At 55.8% G+C, this 19,625-nt stretch carries 17 protein-coding genes and 1 tRNA gene; 12 read left to right on the forward strand and 6 right to left on the reverse strand.

Annotation, left to right across the window (positions count from 1 at the left end; all coding sequences use genetic code 11):
* Nucleotide 1: 1 nt before the first annotated feature.
* Both AB8880_04495 and AB8880_04500 read left to right on the forward strand, forming a co-directional pair.
* Nucleotides 2-514, forward strand: coding sequence for a GNAT family N-acetyltransferase (locus tag AB8880_04495; GenBank protein ID XDZ66660.1), 513 nt, complete (start codon nucleotides 2-4; stop codon nucleotides 512-514).
* A gap of 30 nt (nucleotides 515-544) precedes the next feature.
* The gene (locus tag AB8880_04500) at nucleotides 545-1,213 is read left to right on the forward strand and encodes a glutathione S-transferase family protein (GenBank protein XDZ66661.1); all 669 of its coding nucleotides are present in this window, start codon (nucleotides 545-547) and stop codon (nucleotides 1,211-1,213) included.
* 8 nt (nucleotides 1,214-1,221) lie between these two features.
* On the opposite strand, the gene AB8880_04505 is transcribed toward AB8880_04500, so the two are convergent.
* Nucleotides 1,222-1,992 (reverse strand): alpha/beta fold hydrolase, encoded by a 771-nt coding sequence (locus tag AB8880_04505; GenBank protein XDZ66662.1) that lies wholly within the window; start codon nucleotides 1,990-1,992, stop codon nucleotides 1,222-1,224.
* 170 nt (nucleotides 1,993-2,162) lie between these two features.
* On the opposite strand from AB8880_04505, the gene AB8880_04510 reads away from it, so the two are divergent.
* The 7 genes from AB8880_04510 (at nucleotide 2,163) to pheT (ending at nucleotide 10,174) form a co-directional block, all read left to right on the forward strand.
* Entirely contained in the window at nucleotides 2,163-3,299 is a 1,137-nt protein-coding gene (locus AB8880_04510) for a glycosyltransferase family 4 protein (protein ID XDZ66663.1), read from the forward strand.
* A 106-nt stretch (nucleotides 3,300-3,405) separates the two neighbouring features.
* A complete protein-coding gene (thrS, locus tag AB8880_04515) occupies nucleotides 3,406-5,340 on the forward strand; it encodes a threonine--tRNA ligase (GenBank protein ID XDZ66664.1) in 1,935 nt (644 codons plus the stop codon).
* Nucleotides 5,341-5,390: 50 nt separating this feature from the next.
* Nucleotides 5,391-5,918: a translation initiation factor IF-3 gene (gene infC / locus AB8880_04520; protein XDZ67021.1), complete on the forward strand. Its 528-nt coding sequence runs from the start codon at nucleotides 5,391-5,393 to the stop codon at nucleotides 5,916-5,918.
* 189 nt (nucleotides 5,919-6,107) lie between these two features.
* Complete coding sequence (gene rpmI, locus AB8880_04525; GenBank protein XDZ67022.1) at nucleotides 6,108-6,305, forward strand: 50S ribosomal protein L35; 198 nt, start codon at nucleotides 6,108-6,110, stop codon at nucleotides 6,303-6,305.
* 12 nt (nucleotides 6,306-6,317) lie between these two features.
* Nucleotides 6,318-6,674 carry a 50S ribosomal protein L20 gene (gene rplT, locus AB8880_04530; protein ID XDZ66665.1) on the forward strand — a complete coding sequence of 119 codons (357 nt, stop codon included), beginning with the start codon at nucleotides 6,318-6,320 and terminating at the stop codon, nucleotides 6,672-6,674.
* 11 nt (nucleotides 6,675-6,685) lie between these two features.
* Nucleotides 6,686-7,768: a phenylalanine--tRNA ligase subunit alpha gene (gene pheS / locus AB8880_04535; GenBank protein ID XDZ66666.1), complete on the forward strand. Its 1,083-nt coding sequence runs from the start codon at nucleotides 6,686-6,688 to the stop codon at nucleotides 7,766-7,768.
* Nucleotides 7,769-10,174, forward strand: coding sequence for a phenylalanine--tRNA ligase subunit beta (gene pheT, locus AB8880_04540; protein ID XDZ66667.1), 2,406 nt, complete (start codon nucleotides 7,769-7,771; stop codon nucleotides 10,172-10,174). It begins immediately after the preceding gene.
* 46 nt (nucleotides 10,175-10,220) lie between these two features.
* Here the strand turns inward: pheT and leuA are convergent, their stop codons facing one another.
* Entirely contained in the window at nucleotides 10,221-11,921 is a 1,701-nt protein-coding gene (leuA, locus tag AB8880_04545; protein ID XDZ66668.1) for a 2-isopropylmalate synthase, read from the reverse strand.
* 313 nt (nucleotides 11,922-12,234) lie between these two features.
* Here leuA and lepA point away from each other — a divergent pair, with 313 nt between their 5' ends.
* Entirely contained in the window at nucleotides 12,235-14,037 is a 1,803-nt protein-coding gene (lepA, locus tag AB8880_04550) for a translation elongation factor 4 (protein XDZ66669.1), read from the forward strand.
* Here the strand turns inward: lepA and AB8880_04555 are convergent.
* Complete coding sequence (locus tag AB8880_04555) at nucleotides 14,034-14,306, reverse strand: hypothetical protein (protein XDZ66670.1); 273 nt, start codon at nucleotides 14,304-14,306, stop codon at nucleotides 14,034-14,036. The two genes, lepA and AB8880_04555, sit on opposite strands and share 4 nt — an antisense overlap.
* A 185-nt stretch (nucleotides 14,307-14,491) precedes the next feature.
* Here AB8880_04555 and AB8880_04560 point away from each other — a divergent pair.
* Nucleotides 14,492-14,581 (forward strand) — tRNA-Ser (locus AB8880_04560).
* Nucleotides 14,582-14,835: 254 nt separating this feature from the next.
* The gene (gene repC / locus AB8880_04565) at nucleotides 14,836-16,506 is read left to right on the forward strand and encodes a plasmid replication protein RepC (GenBank protein ID XDZ66671.1); all 1,671 of its coding nucleotides are present in this window, start codon (nucleotides 14,836-14,838) and stop codon (nucleotides 16,504-16,506) included.
* Here repC and AB8880_04570 read toward each other — a convergent pair.
* From AB8880_04570 to AB8880_04580, 3 genes are all read right to left on the reverse strand, one after another.
* Nucleotides 16,466-16,702, reverse strand: a complete 237-nt coding sequence (locus AB8880_04570; protein XDZ66672.1) for a hypothetical protein — start codon at nucleotides 16,700-16,702, stop codon at nucleotides 16,466-16,468. The genes repC and AB8880_04570 overlap by 41 nt on opposite strands.
* A 426-nt stretch (nucleotides 16,703-17,128) precedes the next feature.
* Nucleotides 17,129-18,340 (reverse strand): 3-sulfinopropanoyl-CoA desulfinase, encoded by a 1,212-nt coding sequence (acdA, locus tag AB8880_04575; GenBank protein XDZ66673.1) that lies wholly within the window; start codon nucleotides 18,338-18,340, stop codon nucleotides 17,129-17,131.
* Nucleotides 18,337-19,557, reverse strand: a complete 1,221-nt coding sequence (locus AB8880_04580; GenBank protein ID XDZ66674.1) for a CaiB/BaiF CoA transferase family protein — start codon at nucleotides 19,555-19,557, stop codon at nucleotides 18,337-18,339. The genes acdA and AB8880_04580 overlap by 4 nt, the downstream gene beginning before the upstream one ends.
* Between the last annotated feature and the right edge of the window lie 68 nt (nucleotides 19,558-19,625).

Raw genomic sequence — 19,625 nt, forward strand, 5'->3', positions numbered from 1 at the left:
AATGCACCATTTGCGACCTGAAACCTCATCGGATCAGGCAGAAATCGAACGCCTGCTGGGCCTAGGGTTTCCGGCGCATCATGCGCGCCGGAATATCTGGGCCCTGCGGCCGGGGGCGCCGCTCGCTGAACTCTGCCTTGTCGCCGAAGATGACGCCCGGCCCGGCCATCTCCTTGGTTCGATCAGGTATTGGCCGATCACGATTGCCGGATTTGCATCGGTTCTTCTCGGGCCGCTTGCCGTTGATCCCGAATTGCGGGGGCAGGGTATCGGCCGGCAGCTGGTGCGGGAGAGCCTCGCGCTGGCGGAGAAGGGCCCCTGGCGCTGGTGCTTTGTCTCGGGAGAGCGGGATTACTACCCGCGGCTTGGCTTCAGCAAACTTGCCGCGAGCGATGTCGATCTGCCCGCACCGATTGAAGAAGAACGCTTGCATCTGATCTCTGTTTCGGGGGATAGTCTTTCTGATATGCCGCCGCGACCCTGGAGCATCCGCCCTGTGGTGGCAGAAACCTGAAGAAAAGTCTGCATATATACCGGTAAATTCATGCGTGTGCTTCACCATTACTGGCTTTCCTCCGGATCACGTTTCTGCCGTCTGATGCTGGCCGAACGGAAGCTCGACGCCCTGCAGAAACTCGAACTGCCCTGGGAAGCGCAGCCCGCCTTCCTTGCGATCAATCCCGCCGGTACGGTGCCGGTTCTGGTGGAGGATGACGGCACGGTGCTGAGCGGGGTCTGGTCCATTGCCGAATATTTCGAAGATACCGAAAAAGAGGCCTCGCTTCTGCCCGGAACGCCGGCCGCCCGGGCCGAGGCCCGCCGCCTGGTGGACTGGTTTCACGGCAAGTTCGAGCGTGAGGTGGTCACCCCCGTCCTCAAGGAGAAGCATTTTCGCCGCATGACCGGCGATGGCGTTCCATCATCCGAAATCATCCGGGCGGCCATGGGCAATCTTTCATCACATCTTGAATACGTCAACTATCTGGCGGAACGTCGTAAATGGCTGGCAGGCAACAGGCTCAGCCTAGCGGATCTTCACGCCGCCGCCTCGCTGTCGGTGCTGGATTATCTTGGCGATGTGTTCTGGCAGGACTGGCCGGAGGCAAAAACATGGTATTCCCGCATCAAATCCCGGCCATCTTTTCGTCCTCTTCTTGCCGATACCGTCACCGGCCTGACGCCGCCCGCCCATTACGCTGATCTTGATTTCTGATCTGTCCCTCAGCCGATATAGCGGGAAATCTCGTCAAGGCATGAAAGAATGAGCTCGATCTGGTCCGGCTCCGAGAAACGGTGGCCCGCATCCTGATCAAGAATGACTTCGATATCGGGGTGCTGAAAGACAGAAGCGAGCTTTTCCGATGACACATGCGGCACTTCCTCGTCTTTCATGCCATGGAGAAGGCGCACGGGCCCGCCAACGGGGATACGCGCACCAAGGACGAAATTCTTCCTCCCATCCTCAATAAGGGCATAGGTATAGATCACGTCCTCGGGGGCATAGGGGTTGGGCAGCGCGATACGGCCCGTGGTTTTCATGTCATCCTGCTGGGCCGGGCTGAGCCTGTTCCAGATCAGCTCATCGGTGAAATCCGGCGCCGCGGCAATGCCGATAATGCCGGCTATTCTCGATGACCGCTCCCGCGCCACCAGCGTCATCAGCCAGCCGCCGAGCGATGAGCCGACAAGAATGATCGCGCCTGTGGTCAATTCGTCCACCACGGCAAGGCAATCGGCTTTCCAGGTGCTGATCGTGCCATCGAGGAACGCGCCCGAAGACCGGCCATGGCCGGAATAATCAAACCTGATGATGCCGAACCCGTTTTCCCTGGCCCAGGCGTCAACGGCCAACGCCTTGGTGCCGTCCATATCGGAGCCGTGGCCGGCAAAGAAAACGATGGTCGGTGCCCCGGCAACTTCGGCGCCGGTCCAGGCAATCCTTGCGCCATGACTTGTATTGAGAAATTCAACGATTTGCGTTTCTTTTTCCACGATCCGGTCTTTCCATCTTTGCCTTGAGACAGGAATAGCGTATACAAAAGGGCTTAAATATCCACCACCTCAATTGGGGCCATGATGAAATCTTAGGGCATGTCCCGGATTTATGGCAATAATCTTTGAAATCAAGACCGAAAAACACCACTCGACCGAGCTCGCCGAAAGTGTTGAAAGGCAAGGTCATCGTCCAGATTCTGCCTGCCCTTAATCGCGGCGGTGTTGAGCGCGGTACCGTGGAAACTGCCCGCGCCATTGTCGAAGCCGGAGGCCGCGCCGTCGTCTTCAGCACCGGCGGTCTGCTGGTGCCGAACCTGAAGCGGGTTGGCGGCGAGCATATCGATCTCGGCGTTGATACAAAAAACCCGCTCAAATGGCCCTGGCGCCGCAAAAAGGTCCGGGAGGCGCTGAAGGCATGCGGGGCTGATCTTGTTCATGTTCGTTCCCGGGCACCAGCCTGGATCAGTATTCCCGCTGCCCGGTCTCTTGGTCTGCCGGTGGTGACAACCATCCATGGCAGGTTTGCCGCCAGTTCAAGATTAAAGCTCTTCTATAACAGCATCATGACCAAAGGTGATCAGGTGATCGCCATCTCACGTTATGTTCAGGATCTGGCCGCGTCCCAGTTTTCCGCGGTCAGTTCTCGTCTTTTGGTTATTCATCGCGGTGTTGATCTTGATATGTTTGCCGCCGCCAGCGTGTCTCCCCAGCGGGTGGTGAAAATGGCCTCCATGTTGAGCGTGCCGGATGGAACGCCGGTCATCATGTTGCCTGCCCGTCCGACAGGATGGAAAGGGGCCGAAATCCTGATCGATGCCTGCGCGATGATGAACGACATGAAATTTCTTGTCCTGCTGGTCGGGGCGGCAGATGGGTCGGCGGCATTTCAATCGGCGCTGGTGCGAAAGATCGAGGAAGCCGGCCTGACTGAAAAAATCCGGCTCTGCCCGTCGCAGGATGACATGCCGGCAACATTGATGCTGGCCGATGTGGTGGCCATGCCATCGATAACGCCCGAACCTTTCGGCCGGGTGGCGGTGGAAGCTTCCGCCATGGGGCGGCCGGTGGTGGCGTTTGATCATGGCGGCGCGTCCGAAACCGTCGAGCATGGCGTGACGGGCTGGCTTGCAACGCCCGGTGATGCCGCGTCTCTTGCTGATTGCCTGCGCCGGGCGCTGGGCCTCAATCTTCGTGAGCGTCGGGCGATGGGCAAGGCGGCCCGCAAGCGGGTGGAGGAAAAATTCTCCACCGCCATGATGTGCGCGAAAACCATCGCGCTTTACAGAAAACTGCTCAAAAAGTGATGCTTCTGCCTCGATTGCGCATAGATCTTGCAGTTAGAGGTGGAAATGCGGTAAACCCTAGCCTCATGCACTCGCGCGTAAACTAAAGCAAAGATAAAGATCGGACATGCCTGTCATAACCCTGCCGGATGGCGCCCAGAAAATCTATGATACTCCTGTCACCCCTGCCAGGGTCGCAGCCGATATCGGCCCGGGGCTGGCGAAGGCAGCGCTGGCGGCAAGAGCCAATGGCAGGATGATCGATCTGAGCCTTGAGCTTGATGAAGATACCGAACTTTCGCTTGTCACCCTTAAGGATGAGGATGCACTGGCCCTTTTGCGTCATGACTGCGCCCATGTGATGGCGGAAGCGGTGCAGGAGCTCTTCCCGGAAACCCAGGTGACGATCGGCCCGGCGATTGAAAACGGCTTCTACTATGACTTTCATCGTGACACCCCGTTCTCCGAAGATGATCTTGTGGCCATCGAAACCCGCATGCATGAGATCGTCGATCGCGACGAGACGATCACGCGAGAAGTTTTTTCCCGAAACGAAGCCATTCAGTTTTATCGTAATAATAACGAGCCCTTCAAGGTCGAACTTGTCGATTCAATTCCAGAAGATGAGGTGGTGACCTTCTACCGTCAGGGGAACTTCATTGACCTCTGCCGCGGCCCGCATCTTGCCTCCACCGGCAAGCTCGGGCATGCGTTCAAACTGATGAAAGTCGCCGGCGCGTATTGGCGCGGGGATTCCACCCGTCCCATGCTGCAGCGGATTTACGGCACGGCTTTCGGCACCGAAAAAGAACTTTCCGCATATCTCACCATGCTTGAAGAAGCGGAAAAGCGTGATCACCGCAAGCTTGGCCGCGGGCTTGATCTTTTCCATATGCAGGAAGAGGCCGCCGGGTCCGTCTTCTGGCATGCAAAGGGCTGGACCCTCTATCGGGAAATCGAGGCCTATATGCGTCGCCGTCTCGATGTCGCCGGATATAACGAGGTGAAGACCCCGCAGCTGGTTGATCGCAGCCTCTGGGAAGCGTCGGGGCATTGGGACAAATTTGGTCAGAACATGTTCACCGCGGCCTCCGAAGATAATCGCACGCTTGCGCTCAAACCGATGAACTGCCCCGGCCACGTCCAGATCTATCGTCAGGGGATTACCTCCTATCGTGATCTGCCGGTGCGCATGGCCGAATTTGGCTCCTGCCATCGCAATGAACCTTCAGGGGCGCTGCATGGCATCATGCGTGTCCGGGCGTTCACCCAGGACGACGCCCATATTTTCTGCACCGAAGACCAGATCAATTCGGAATCGGTGGCCTTCTGCAATCTCCTGCTCGACGTCTATCGTGACTTCGGGTTCGAAGATGTGCGGGTGAAGTTTTCCGACCGGCCCGAAATCCGTGCCGGCGATGACGCGACATGGGACCGCGCCGAGGCCGCCTTGAAGGCGGCGACGGACGCCGCCGGTCTTCAAACAACCCCAAATCCGGGGGAAGGGGCCTTCTATGGCCCGAAACTGGAATTTGTGCTGCGCGATGCCATCGGCCGCGATTGGCAATGCGGCACCCTGCAGGTGGATTTCGTTCTGCCGGACCGGCTTGACGCCGAATATGTTACCGAAACCGGGGAAAGAAAACGTCCCGTGATGCTCCACCGTGCCATCCTCGGCTCGCTCGAACGCTGGATCGGGATACTGATTGAACAGTATTCCGGCCGCCTGCCGGCTTGGCTTGCGCCGGTGCAATGCGTCGTTGCGCCGATCAGCGAAAGCGCGAATGAGTACGCCCGCGAAGTTGCGGATGCGTTCAAGCGCAAGGGCTTCCGTGTTGAAACCGATCTCCGGAATGAGAAGATCAGCTACAAGGTGCGTGAACACTCGGTCATGAAAGTGCCCTATATTATCGCGGTCGGCGGCCGTGAAGCCGAAGATCGCACTATCGCTTTGCGCCGTCTTGGCTCACCGAACCAAGAAACGCTTGCCCTTTTGGATGCCCTGAATACACTAGGCGATGAAATTCTGCCGCCCGACATGAAACGCAACGCGGCCGAATAATACATATCTGAAACTGCAAAACAGGAGAAACTTCCATAGTCCGACCACCCATAGGCGCCAAGGCCCCCCCGGCAAAGTCAGGTCCCCGTGTTAACGGTGCCATCACTGCCCCCCGAATTCGTTGCATAGATGAAAATGGTGAACAGCTAGGTATCATCAGCGTAGATGAGGCGCTGCGACGCGCCGATCTTGCTGGTCTTGATCTGGTAGAAGTGCAGCCGAATGTTGATCCGCCGGTATGCAAGATCCTTGATTACGGCAAATTCAAGTATGAGGCCCAGAAGCGCGCCAACGAAGCCAAGAAACGGCAGAAGGTTGTGGACGTCAAGGAAATCAAGCTCCGCCCCAATATCGATGAACATGATTATCAGGTGAAAATGCGCAATGTCCGCAAATTCATCGGCGCCGGCGACAAGGTAAAGGTGACGCTTCGCTTCCGTGGTCGTGAAATGGCGCATCAGGAACTCGGCGCCCAGGTGCTTGATCGGGTGCGCGAGGAGATGGAAGAACTCACCAAGGTCGAAGCCATGCCCAAACTGGAAGGCCGGCAGATGGTCATGGTGCTCGCCCCGGCCTGACCATAACCTGTCCGTTCACCTGACCGTGACCTGCCGCAGGACGACAACAGGTCTTGCGAAGTCGCAATTTTCCTTGCATCCCGGGGAGGTGGACGGTATAAGACGCCATTGTTCCGCGATCAGGCTAAAAAGGGCTGCCTGACCGGATTCCCCGGCTTTGCCGTTAACCCTTTGAATGATGAGGATGAAATGCCCAAAATGAAAACCAAAAGCGGGGCGAAAAAGCGTTTTCGTCTGACCGCTTCCGGGAAGGTACGCGGCAGTTCCGCGTTTCTTCAGCACAATCTCCGTCGTCGTAGCCAGAAAATGAAGCGCCAGGCGCGTGGCACCATGATCCTTTGTGATGCCGACGCCCGTATCGTCAAGCGCTTCCTGCCTTACGCCTAAAGGAGATTTCACATGGCACGAGTTACTTCCGGAACGACGGCTAAAGCCCGTCATGACAAGGTCATCAAGGCCGCCAAAGGCTATTATGGTCGTCGCAAGAACGTCTTTCGCGTCGCCAAGCAGGCCGTGGACAAGGCCCGTCAATATGCGTATCGCGATCGCCGGGTCCGCAAGCGTGAAATGCGCGCCCTCTGGATCCAGCGTATCAATGCGGCCGTGCGCCTGCATGGCATGAGCTATTCCCAGTTCATCAACGGGATCAAATCCGCTGGTATTGAGATGGATCGCAAGGTGCTCGCAGATCTGGCTGTTCGTGAGCCGCAGGTTTTTGCCAGCATCGTTGATCAGGCCCGTAGCGCCGCCAAGTAGAGGCGCAGGCCATGGCTTTGCCGGACCCGTCCGCACTTAAAGACAAGACTCTTGGCGCAATCGAGGCTGCGGAAAGCCTTGATGCGCTTGAGAGCCTTCGTATCGAAGCGCTTGGCAAGAAGAGCAGCGTATCACTGGCCATGAAAGAACTTGGCCAGATTGATGCCGAAGCAAGGCGTGAGGCAGGGCAGGCGCTGAACGCGATCAAGACCGAAATCAGCGATGCCATCGACAAGCGCAAGGCCGAGCTTTCTCTTAAGGCCCTTGATGCCCGTCTGGCCAAGGAAAAGGTTGATGTCAGCCTGGCGCCGCGGCCCGAAGCCGAAGGCCGCATTCACCCGCTTTCCCGCACGCTTGAAGAGATCACCGCGATCTTTGCGGAAATGGGCTTCACCGTGGCCGAAGGTCCGGATATTGAAAGCGATTACTACAATTTTACCGCGCTTAATATCCCGCCCGAACATCCGGCAAGGCAGGAACATGATACCTTCTATCTGACCCCCGATGATGAAGGCCGCCGCAAGGTCCTCCGGACTCATACGTCACCGGTGCAGATCCGCACCATGGAAGCGATCAAGCCTCCGATCCGTATCATCGCTCCCGGGCGCACCTATCGCTCTGATCATGACGCGACCCATTCGCCCATGTTCCACCAATGTGAAGGTCTGGTCATCGGCAAGGATATTCATATGGGGCATCTCAAGGGTTGCCTGATTGATTTCTGCCGGGCCTTTTTCGGTGTTGATGATCTGCCGGTCCGTTTCCGGCCGTCGTATTTCCCCTTCACGGAGCCGTCGGCGGAAGTCGATATCGGCTGCACCCGTGAAGGTGGTGGGCTCAAGATCGGCGCTGGTGATGACTGGCTTGAAATCCTGGGCAGCGGCATGGTCAATCCCCGGGTGCTGGAAAATTGCGGCATTGATCCGAACGAATATCAGGGCTTTGCCTTCGGCATGGGGCTTGAGCGGATTGCCATGCTCAAATACGGTATTCCCGATCTCAGGCCATTCTATGACAGCGATCTGCGCTGGATGCGCCATTACGGCTTCCTGCCGTTTGATCCGCCTTCGATCCATCTCGGGCTGGAGGCGTAGATGAAGTTCACCTGGAGATGGCTGAAAGATCACCTTGAAACAGATCACGACATGGCTTCCGTTCTGGATGCCCTGCCCATGCTCGGGCTTGAGGTTGAGAGTGTCGAGGACAAGGGCGAGGCACTGGCACCCTTTACCATCGCCCGGATAATCAGGGCTGAAAAGCATCCCAATGCCGACAGTCTCCGATGCTGCACGGTTGATACAGGTCAGGGCACGGTTGAGGTGGTCTGCGGTGCGCCCAACGCAAAAGCCGGACTTGTCGGCGTGTTTGCGCCGGTCGGGGCATATGTTCCCGGTATCGATGTCACCCTGACGGAAGCTGAAATTCGCGGCGTCAAATCCAGCGGCATGATGTGCTCCGAGCGTGAGATGATGCTCTCGGATGAACATGACGGCATTATCGAACTTGCCGGTGATGCCCCGATAGGCACCTCTTTTGCAGCTTTTGCCGGACTTGATGATCCGGTGATCGAGATTGCCATCACACCCAATCGAGCGGATTGCCTTGGTGTGCGTGGCATTGCCCGTGATCTTGCCGCTGCCGGACTGGGGCATCTCAAGCCGCTTGCAGAGGTAAAGCTGGAGTCGAGGGCGCCAGGCCGGATTTCCTGGCTCATCGATCTGCCGCCGGATCAGGTGCATCTGGCGCCACGCGTCGCGGGGCGGACATTTGCCGGTGTCCGCAATGGCGATGCGCCGGCCTGGATGCAGCAGCGATTGAATGCCGTGGGGCAACGCCCCATTTCAGCCCTTGTTGATATCACCAACTACGTGATGATTGATCTGGGCCGACCCCTTCATGCCTATGATATCGACAAGATCAAAGGGGATACCCTGACAATCCGCCTGGGCCGTGATGGCGAGACGGTGGAAGCGCTGAATGAGAAAACCTACAACCTTGATGAAACGATGCTTGTCATTGGCGATGCGGACGGCGCTGACGATCTGGCAGGGATCATGGGTGGCCAGCGCACCGGCGTCTCCGATGGCACCACCAACATGTTTCTTGAAATGGCGGTGTTCGATCCGATCAGCGTCGCTGCCACCGGCCGCAAGCTGAATATCCATTCCGATGCACGCTACCGCTTTGAACGCGGTCTTGACGTCACCACGCCGGATTGGGCGATGGATTACGTCTCGGCGCTGGTGATCGATATATGTGGGGGTGAGGCCAGTGCCGTTGAACTGGCTGGACCGGGAGCAGGCTGGCAACGTCAGATAACCCTCCGGCCTGCGCGCACCGAAGCCCTCACCGGGGTGGTGGTGGCGCCGGCAAGGCAGGCGAGCATCCTTGAAGATCTTGGGTTTGATGTGCGGCAGGAGTCAGCGGAAAAATGGCAGGTATCTCCGCCGCCATGGCGCGGCGATATCGTCGGTGAAGCTGATCTTGTCGAAGAGATTGTGCGCATCGAAGGTTTCGATGCCATTCCTGAGGTTGCACTGCCGCGCCTTGCTGTTGTCAGTCAACCGGCGGTCAACACAGCCCAGAAGCGGCCTCATACCATCCGCCGCCTGCTTGCTGGCCGCGGGATGATGGAAGCCGTCACTTTCTCCTTCCTTGATGCCGGAACGGCGGCCAGATTTGGCGGTGGGCAGGAGTCGTTGACGCTGGTCAACCCCATCAGCACGGATCTGTCGGTCATGCGGCCATCCATCCTGCCAAATCTTCTGGCGGCGCTTTCCCGCAACACCGCCCGTGGCGAGGCTGATGCCGCGATTTTTGAAGTCGGACCGGTATTTCCGGGCGACGGCCCCGATGATCAGCGGACACATGCGACCGGCATACGCCTTGGCATGACATCTCCGCGGGAATGGACAGGCTCGGCCCGGCAAGTGGACTGGAGCGATGCCAAGGCAGATGCCATGGCCATACTTTCAGCTCTTGGCATCAACACGGCCAGCCTTCAAACAGTAGCGGAAGCCCCCGGCTGGTATCATCCCGGGCAGTCAGGGTCACTCTGCCAGGGCCGAAAAGTGCTGGCAACATTCGGGACACTCCACCCGTCATTGCTTGAAGACTATGATCTCAAAGGTCCGGCGGTAGCATTTGACCTCACGCTCGAAGATATCATGCTGCCCAAATCAAAAGGTCCGGCCCGGCCGCTTGCCGCGCTGCCTCCTTATCAGGCGGTTCAGCGTGATTTTGCTTTCGTGGTGGATCAGGATATGAGTGCTGAGCAGCTTCTTCGCGCCATGAAAGGCGCAGGAAAGCCTCTTCCCGTCGATGCGATCGTCTTTGATGTCTATCAGGGCAAAGGCATTCCTGAAGGCCGGAAATCCATTGCGGTTCAGGTTACGCTCCAGCCGACCAGGGGCACCCTGACCGAAGAGGAAATCGAAACTGTCTCCGATGCGATTATCGCGGCAGTAGCCAGGCACTGCGGTGGCAGCCTCAGATCCTGATTGCGCATCCGAGGCTGTTTTCCATCCTGTCGGCTGATGAATGTGTCTAGGCCAGCATACGGTTGATTGCCGAAATCACTGCCTTGATCGGGGCTTTGGTGATAGAGGTATCAATCCCTGCACCAAAGACGCTTTGGCCTTTATCATCGGGAACATGAAGCTCAACATAGGCCGCTGCCTCGGCTTTTGAGGTGGCGCTCCTCGTGTTCTGGCCAAAATCCGCAAGCCTGAAGCGAAGATCAAAGGTTTTCCGCATCCCTTCAACAAAAGCGGATATCGGACCATTGCCCTGGGCGGTGAAGGTCACATCTTCTCCGTTATGGCGGATGGTTGCCGTCACCATTTCCATCTCACCGCCACGGCTGACTTTCTGGCTTTCAAAACTGACGAGGCTGAATGGTGTTTTCAGTTCAAGATATTCTTTTGAGAAAATCTCAAAGATATCCTTGCTGGTGATTTCCTTGCCGCTGGAATCGGCTACTTTCTGGACCGCTTTGCTGAGCTCGATCTCCGCACCTCGAGGCAGGCGGATGTGATGATCGACTTCAAGAAGATAGGCAACCCCGCCTTTTCCGGATTGGGAGTTCACCCGGATGATGGCTTCAAAGGTGCGGCCGATATCGCCCGGATCAACCGGCAGATAGGGAACCTCCCAATAGGATTCGTTCGACTTTGCAATGGCGTCCATGCCTTTGCGGATCGCATCCTGGTGACTGCCGGAGAAAGCGGTATGCACAAGAGAGCCAGCATAGGGATGTCGTGGATGAACAGGCAACTGGTTGCAGTATTCAGCTGTCTCGATCAGGTGATTGATATTGGAGAAATCAAGCCTCGGATTGACCCCTTGCGTCATCATGTTGAGCCCAAGCGTGATGATATCGACATTTCCGGTACGCTCACCATTGCCGAAGAGCGTGCCTTCGACGCGATCTCCCCCGGCCATGAGGCCAAGTTCTGTTGCCGCAACGCCGGTACCGCGATCATTATGCGGGTGCAGTGAGAGGATGAGGCTGTCACGGCGGGTGAACTGCCCGGACATCCATTCAATCTGATCGGCATAGATATTGGGCGTCGACATTTCCACTGTCGCAGGCAGGTTGATAATCGTCCGGTTCTCCGGGGTTGGCTGCCAGACATCCATCACGGCTTCACAAACTTCAAGAGCGTAATCAAGCTCCGTGCCGGTAAAGGATTCAGGTGAATACTGGAGTTGAAGACGCGTGCCTTCAAGGCGGCTGATGCGGTCTGCAACCATTTTCGCCCCGTCAACGGCGATCTGCTTGACCCCGGCCCGGTCTTCCCGGAAGACTACCCGACGTTGCAGGGTTGAGGTCGAATTATAGATATGGAGAATGGCGTTTTTTGACCCTTTGATCGCATCAAAGGTGGCGTCAACGAGATGCTCTCGTGCCTGGGTGAGCACCTGAATGCTCACATCATCAGGAATATGGTCACCTTCAATCAGTTCACGGCAGAAGTTGAAATCAGTCTCGGAAGCAGCAGGGAAGCCAACCTCGATTTCCTTGAACCCCATTTCAACCAGCAGGTTGAACATGGCCATCTTGCGGGCGCTGTCCATGGGTTCGATCAGCGCCTGATTGCCATCACGAAGATCAACGCTGCACCAGATGGGGGCCTCGGTGATGGTTTTGCCCGGCCAGTTGCGGCTGCCGAGGTCAACCGGCTCATAGGGTTTGTATTTCCTGTAAGCGGTGTAGTTTGGGGATCGATCCGTTGGATGTGTCATGATGAAGCTCTGTTGTTTTTGTTGCGGATGCCTTAATGGCGCGGCAATATCCCGACCCTAGCCCTTTGCAGCAGCGAGAGCCGGGCACAAAAGTCGTAGGTTCAGCATGATCTTCATCAAGATGCTCATGCCTTTTTCTAAGGCAAGTCGGCCATGGTGGTCAAGTCAATTGGTTCTAGGGGTAAAGGCGGCTGTTTACCATACTTAGGTAAAATCCATCGATAGCGTGTCAATCTGGCAGTTGCAACTGATCGTGCTACGCCTTATGTAGGATGGAAGCAAACGCAGCTTTTATCCAGTATCGGTGGTCTCAATGACACATCTTTCCCATATCAGGAATTTTGCGATTATCGCGCATATTGATCACGGTAAGTCAACGCTTGCCGATCGTCTTATCCAGCAATGCGGTGGTCTGACTGATCGCGAGATGAAAGAACAGGTCCTTGATAACATGGAACTGGAACGTGAGCGCGGAATAACGATCAAGGCCCAGACGGTGCGGCTTAAATACAACGCCAAGAATGGTGAGACCTACATCATCAACCTGATGGATACACCGGGACATGTGGATTTCGCCTATGAGGTTTCACGGTCTCTAGATGCCTGCGAAGGCTCGGTGCTGGTCGTCGACGCATCCCAGGGCGTTGAGGCCCAGACTCTGGCCAATGTCTACCAGGCCATCGACGTTGATCATGAGATTGTTCCCGTCTTGAACAAGATTGATCTTCCCGCCGCCGAGCCGGATCGTGTCCGTGCCCAGATCGAAGATGTGATCGGCCTTGATGCCAGTGATGCCATCGAGGTTTCGGCCAAGACAGGGCAGGGGATTGAAGATGTTCTTGAAGCGCTGGTCCATCGCCTGCCGCCGCCGGAAGGAGATGTCGATGCGCCGCTCAAGGCCATGCTTGTGGACAGCTGGTATGATTCCTATCTCGGTGTCATGACTCTGGTAAGGGTCAAGGATGGCATCCTCAAAAAGGGAATGAAGGTACGCATGATGGCGTCAGGTGCGGTCCATACGGTTGAGCGTGTTGGCTTTTTCTGCCCTAAACCTGAAGTGACCGACAGCCTTGGCCCGGGCGAGATCGGATTTATCAATGCCGGTATCAAGACGGTTTCAGATGCAAAAATCGGAGATACACTTACCGATGACCGACGTCCCGCATCAGAAGCCCTGCCCGGGTTCAAACCTTCGATTTCGGTGGTTTTTTGCGGGTTGTTTCCTCTTGATGCCGGAGAATTCGGTGATCTGCGTGATGCGCTTGAAAAGCTCAGCCTCAATGACAGTTCCTTTTCCTTTGAGGCCGAAACATCCGCGGCGCTCGGGTTCGGGTTCCGTTGCGGCTTCCTCGGCTTGCTTCACATGGAGATCATTCGCGAGCGCCTGATGCGTGAATTCAATCTTGAGCTTATCGCCACGGCGCCTTCGGTTGTGTACCGGATCAACATGACCGATGGATCCAGCCGTGAGCTGCACAATCCGGCGGATATGCCTGAAGTAACCAAGATCAAAAGTATTGAAGAGCCATGGATTGAAGCCACCATCATGACGCCGGATGAGTTTCTTGGCCCGGTGCTCACCCTTTGCACTGAACGTCGCGGCGAGCAGGTCAACCTCACCTATGCAGGATCAAGGGCGATGGTTGTCTACCGGTTGCCGCTCAACGAGGTGGTGTTTGATTTCTATGACCGGCTGAAATCCGTAACCAAGGGTTACGCTTCGCTGGACTACCAGATCTCGGATTACAGGGAAGGTGACCTTGTGAAGGTTTCGATATTGGTGAATTCCGATCCGGTTGATGCGCTGGCCATGATCGTTCATCGGGAACAGGCTGAACATCGCGGCCGGGCTATCTGCTCAAGGCTGAAAGACCTGATCCCGCGGCAGTTGTTCAAGATTGCTCTTCAGGCAGCCATTGGCGGCAAGGTCATCGCCCGTGAGACCGTTGGCGCTCTCCGCAAGGATGTGACGGCCAAATGTTATGGTGGCGATATCAGCCGGAAAAAGAAACTCCTTGAAAAGCAGAAGGAAGGCAAGAAGAGGATGCGCCAGTTCGGCAATGTCGATATCCCGCAGACAGCCTTCCTCGAAGCGCTGAAAATGGGAGATAACTAGACCGATCTCTTCCGCTTGAACCAGCGATGCGCCAGAATAAGCAAAAGAGACGTGATAATGAAACTTGGCGCCGCCGGCAGAACCAGAATAGACGAGATGAAGGGATGCCATAAAAAGGGCTCGCAATTAAGCGAGACAAGCAGGCCACATGGGTCGATATAGCGGCTGATGATGCTTTCACTGACCTGCAGGCTGGTGGGTGCCCACTCATACCAGATTTCGCCGATCAGATACCAGCTTCTCCCATCATCCATGAGATCTTTTAGCATGGACGCAAGCCCAAATACCCCGAAAGTCAGACCAAGTATGCGCAGGATGAGTAACATGTGTCGGATTATGGCCTCTCTGCCTTGTGTTGGCAAATCATCTTGCATGAATGTGGTAAATTTGTGCCCGGAGGGCGGTTTGCCGTTGCGCTTGTTGTCCAAGTTTTGTAAACAGATCACCACAAGATGGAGAGATGGCCGAGCGGTTTAAGGCGCACGCCTGGAAAGCGTGTTGGGGTTAACGCCCCTCGGGGGTTCGAATCCCCCTCTCTCCGCCAACCCCCATCCGGGGCATAACAAGATAACAGGCTCACTCTGAGCATAGTCACAAATTACGGATGGGGTCAAGAGGAGCAGAAAAGCCCATAATTTCAAGCGGATAAAGAAAACCGCCCCGGAGGGCGGCTGTCATGAAAAGTAGTAACGCACACTTTTCATAGCACAGCTGGCTCTCATGTCAACAGAAAAATCACTTTTCTGAACGGTTTCGGTTTTTCTGAATTTGCCGAAAAAAAGGGTTCTGTATGCAAACATGACGTCGAATCATATCACCCTGCCGGCGGGACAACGTCCGGTCGGCGGGCGAAAGATCACGCCGGCCCATCGGCTGGCGACTAAATTTAGCCGTGAATTTACCCCCGGACATGATTTTGACCGGTTCAGGCCCGTCCATATTCTGAAACGCATTGGCACACGTCTGCCGCAAAAGAAAGGCAGGCCCCGCTGGAGCCGCCAGCTGATTGACCATCTTGAGTTGCTTGTTTCCATGACCCGGGAACGTGACTGGATCGAAGGCCGACCGGTGGTCTGGATGAGCGTGGCCGAGACGGCCGTCCGCCTCGGTATCTCTCCCAGTCAGGTCAATTACAACGAGAACCAGCTCCTGCAACTGGGTGCCGTCACCTGGACCGACAGCGCCAACCACAAACGCTGGGGTCGGCGTGATGAACGTGGCCGGATCATCGAGGCCTGGGGCATCAATCTTGCGCCGCTCGGCCAGCTGACCCGCTACCTTGCCGAGATGGAGGAGCTGATCGAGCGTGAGCGCCAGGAATGGAAGATGGTCAAGACCGCGTTTACATCATTGCGTCGCCACATCAGGGGAATATTTTCCTGCCCTGATGCCTGGGAGACTGATCTCACCCCCGCAGAGGTGGAGTTCAACGAGCTGGTGGCAGAAATGAGCATCAAGCGCGGTATCCGGTCGGAGCAGATCCGGAGCTGGACCTGCCTGCTTGAGACCTTTCTTGAGCGCCTGGATGAGACGCTGATACCGGTATCTGATCCCGAAACCGGCACGCCCGCCTCCGGACACAGCGCTAAAGCGCAGAATTCCGCCATCAATGCAGATGATTTAGGACCCAGGGGTCAGGAAGATACAACCCCGGGGTCAAATGAATGCGACGCACATAGAATACAAGAGAGAATTCCTGAAGAGAATACCACCACAGGTAGCCCCCATATCAATGACATGGCGGCTGATCCGGCGGCCGGGACGCCGCCGACGCTCGGCACGCCGCCGACGCTCGGCACGCCGCCTTCGGCACCGCCCGAACCATGCCAGCGCCACTGTCGTGACGCGGAAGCAACCCCCAAAGGGTCGCGACCGGCTGAAAGACCACGAGGCCAGGAAGGGGAAGGTAGCGCAGGCTCACCTGATGTCGCTCACCATCAAAAAGCGGGAGCGGATGACATTCCATCTTCAGGGCAGGCGTCTGATCCTGCACCAGCTGAACCCTGGCAGATGCCGGTGCCGGTCTACCCGGGAAGGGGCTGTCTCCCGGGCAGGGGCTGCCTCCCGGGCAGGGGCTGCCTCCCGGGCAAGGGTTGCCTTCCTGCGGCAGGGGCAACGCCTGCCCGAATGACTGGCTGGGCAGAGAAGTGCGATCTCGGCCAGTTGGCCCGTCACCTGCCGGAAGAGCTGCGGGCGCGATTGCCCGTAACCCCCGGCTGGCGAGATATGATCACGCTTGCCCGGGAGCTGCGCAGTGAGCTGGGGATCAGCCGTGATGCCTGGCAGGAGGCGTGCCAGGTGCTGGGGCAGGACGGCGCGGCGCTGGCGATGCTGATCATCGCAGTCAAGCACGCGCGGGGACATGTAACCAAACCGGGCGGCTATCTTCGTGGAATGACGCGCAAGGCCCGGGCCGGCCTCCTTGATCTCATGCCATCCGTTTTCGGGGTGCAGGCGTATCATCCGTGACTTTTGGCATGAAAATCCAGTTGGGACAGATCTTGCGGATGGCGTAGGCGCCGTCAATGGTGCGGGTGATCTCTGGCTTTTCAACCAGATGAAAAACTTCATCCGCCGGTGTCGTGGCGAGATGATCCTGCAAACGCTCATAATCAAAAGCGAAAGGTTCAGGCTGTCGATACTGCTGATAGATGCGATCGGTCATCCATTATCCAGGAGCAAATCATATGATCAGATTGCCACAATACTGTTACGGTGCATGGAAAAACTACAGGCAAGTCGGCTCAGTCTTTATGGGTGCCATCCACCGATAGAGACAATGCTTATATGGAATAGTTTTAAGGGCATTCCCGCCCCTGCAACCATCGAGACACTAGACGCTCTCGAAATGAATGTGCAGGTAACGGCGCTTACATGCCCCCGCAACTAAATTCCATTACACACTATTTAACACACCTGATTTTTGGGCCTGCAAATCACTGAAATAAAACAGGAAAAGTTGAAGCAGTATTCTGAAAATCCGCGTGTCGGGGGTTCGAACCCGCCCCTGGGCACCACTTTACTCTTCGAAAGCAAAAAATACCCCTGAATGAACAAATGCAACAATTTCAAACCATCGCATGTTTTAAAATTACTCCGCTGCCTTGTCATGCAGGCGGGCATAGCCATCGCGGGTCTGCGGTGCTTTTATGCCAAGGATTGAACTGGCCACTTGGGTGCGCAAAATCTGCGCCGTGCCACCAGCGATGGTGAACATGCGGGCGTCGCGGGTCAGCCGCTCCATTGGTAAGTCGCGCGAATAGCCCATTGAACCATGAATCTGCAACGCATCCTGCGTCACCTTCAGTGCCGTCTCAGATGCCAGCACCTTGGCCTGCGCCGCCGCCATCATGTCAGGGAAGCCACCATCATTGTCGCTGGCCCCCGCCGCGGCGTCATGCAACAGCGCGCGGGCGGCCTTTAGGGATATCGACATATCAGCCAGCATCCATTGCAGTCCCTGAAACTCGGCAATCGGGCGGCCAAACTGCATGCGGTTCAGCGCATAATCTCTTGCCTCGTCAAAGGCGCGCTGGGCAATGCCTAAGGCGACGGTGCCGGCACCTACACGCTGGGCGTTATAGGCATTCATCAGGCCAGCAAAGCCTTTTTTCAGGCCCGATGGTGGGATCACCACCATGCTTTCATGCACTTCCATATCTTTGAAAGTCACATCGGTTTCCGGAATGCCGCGCACGCCCATGGCTGGAGTGCGCCGACCGATGACAAGACCTGGAGTTTCATTCAGAACAGCAATAAAGCCGGCGATGCCCTGGCTCACACCATTTTCCATCACCCGGGCAAACACCAGATGAAATTTGGACACGCCGCCGCCGGTGATCCAGTGTTTTTTGCCATTGATGATATAAGTATCACCGCGCTTGACCGCGGTTGTTGTCATCTCGGTGGCGGCGCTTCCGGCATTGGGTTCGGTGATACAGATGGCCGGTTTGTCACCAGAAAGAACAAATTCAGCCGCCATGCGCTTTTGTGCTTCGGTGCCGTATTTCATGACCGCGCCAATCGCGCCCATATTCGCCTCAACCGTGATGCGGCCCATGGTCGAGCAGGCGCGCGCCATTTCCTCGATGACTAGTACCGTATCCATATAGCTCAAGCCCCGGCCACCATAGGCCTCGGGGATTGTCATGCCCATAAAACCGGCGTCACGAAGTGCTGCGATATTATCCCATGGATAGGCTTCTGTTCTATCCGTCTCGGCAGCAGTGGGCAGAAAAACATTTGTTGCAAGGTCACGTGCTGTTTCTTTGAGTTTTTGTTGGTTTTTGCTCAATTGTGTCATGTTGGTTGCCCCTGTTTCTTTTCCCATTTGGCCAATTCAGCTAGTATTTCTTTAGTATGCTCGCCACATCTTGGTGGCGGACGGCGATAAGATATTTTTGATTTACTGAACTTTACCGGATTCCCGATCAAGCTAACGCCCACTGATCCGGCATCAGGATGCGCCATGATGATCTTCATATCTCGGGCTGTTACCTGATCTGTCTCAAACACATCTTGAATTGTGTTGATCGCGCCACCGGGGACACCTGCTTCATCAAGGGCGGCAACCAGTTCATCGCGTTTCCACTTTACAATCTCCGCGACAAGGATTGGGATTAATTCCTGACGATTTTTGAGACGCATTTGATTTGTTGCATATAGAGGATCAGACGCCAGGTCCTCACGCTGTAAAATTGTGCAGAAACGCTCATATTGGGCGTCATTTCCAACAGCAATGACTACATGACCATCGGTTGTGGAAAAAACCTGATAAGGCACAATGTTCGGGTGCTGGTTGCCCAAACGAGGTTGATCCAAACCTGACACCAGATAGTTCGTCCCAGCATTGATCAACCACGCTACCTGTGAATCTACCAGTGCAAGATCAATGTGTTGACCTTCACCGGTTCTGTCGCGATGCCTAAGGGCTGCCAGAATTGCGGTTGTTGCATACATCCCACACATGACATCCGCTATTCCAAGCCCCACCTTCATGGGTTCACCGTCAGGATCACCGGTAATGCTCATAATCCCGCCATAAGCTTGAGCCAGAAGATCATATCCTGGTTTATGTGCATTTGGTCCTGTCTGTCCAAACCCTGAAATTGAACAATAGATGATATCAGGGTTTGTCATGCTAAGCCCTTCATAATCCAGGCCATATTTAGCAAGCCCTCCAACCTTGAAATTTTCTATGACAACATCGCAATGTTTTACAAGTCTGTGGATGAGAGAAGCCCCTTCATCACTGGTGATATCAACGGCAAGGCTTCGTTTGTTTCTGTTAGCGCAGAGATAATAGGCGCTTTCCCGTGAAATATTTCCTCCATCATCCTTGAGAAAAGGTGGCCCCCATGTCCTAGTGTCATCACCTGTGCCCGGCTTTTCAATTTTTATTACATCAGCGCCGTAATCCCCGAGCAGTTGCGTACAAGTTGGGCCGGCAAGAATTCTCGAAAGGTCAAGAATCCGAATACCTGAGAGGGGGGAAGTATTATTTCTTGACGATAATGACATTGTAACCCAGCCGACTTCATGAAATTGTTCATTGATTTAGTTAAATAGTATTAATGCGGCGGCCCATC

It is taken from the genome of Alphaproteobacteria bacterium LSUCC0684, from assembly GCA_041228335.1.
Classification (GTDB): domain Bacteria; phylum Pseudomonadota; class Alphaproteobacteria; order Puniceispirillales; family UBA1172.